1 protein-coding gene is annotated in these 902 nt (G+C 80.9%); it reads right to left on the minus strand.

Translation table 11 applies throughout. From position 1 onward, the window contains the following. Positions 1-732 (minus strand): hypothetical protein (locus GTR02_RS21885; RefSeq protein ID WP_166609568.1); only part of this gene is annotated, 732 nt, incomplete at its 3' end. Positions 733-902: the final 170 nt, after the last annotated feature.

Consider the following 902-nt stretch of genomic DNA (forward strand, 5'->3'; position numbering starts at 1 on the left):
CCCGTCGAGCGTCGCCGGGGCCGTCGCGGACCCGCGGTCCGGCGGCCGGCGCCGGCAGCGCCGCGCCGACGGGGTCCCCGGCCCCACGGGCCACGCCACCGCGGCCGCCGCGAGCACGAGACCCCCCAGCGCTTCCCGCGGGCGCCGGGAGCGCAGGCCCCCCGCGAGCAGGGCCGCCCCGGCCACCACCGCGGCGGCCCGGGCCCCGGCGTCGCGCAGGGCCCGGTCGCGCGCGTGCGCGGGGTCGAGGCCGTCCTGCGCCCACAGCCGCAGCCGGTCGAAGCTCCACGCCGTCGCCCACCCGACCGCGGGCCGCACGACGAGCGGGTCGAGGAGCGCGCCGAGGCGGCCCCACCCGGGCGCGTAGTCGTAGCCGGTGAGGAACCGGACGCCCTGCGGAGTCGGGACGTAGCGCCAGTAGCCGGACCCCTCGCCCAGCGGTGACAGCGCGCCGTGCGGGCGGAACCGCAGCGCCGACGTGCCGTGGCCCCGCGCGTCACGCCGCTCGCCGGTCGAGGCGCCGGTGCCCGTCACCGTCAGCAGCGCGGCGCGCGGGTGCGGCAGGGCGAGGGAGTAGGTGAAGTGCTGGTGGCCTCCGGCGTCGCGCCGCGTGGGCTCGATCGCCGAGAACCGCAGGTCCCAGCGCGGGTGGAGTTCCGGGGCCTGGGTCAGGTGCCACACGCGGTCCGCGTCGCACCGCACCAGCGTCTCGACGTACAGCGGCTGCGCCATCCCGCGACGCTACCGCCGGGTGCCCCCGGGCGGAGGCGTCCGGCGGGCCCCGCGCCGGCCGCCGCGCGGTGACAGGATGAGCCGGGCCCGCGCCCACCCGTCGAGGAGACGTCCCGTGCCCGTGACCCCCTTCCCCCGCCCGGGGGCACCCGGCGGTAGCGTCGCGGGAT

Source organism: Kineococcus siccus (genome assembly GCF_009906795.1).
GTDB classification, from domain to species: domain Bacteria; phylum Actinomycetota; class Actinomycetes; order Actinomycetales; family Kineococcaceae; genus Kineococcus; species Kineococcus siccus.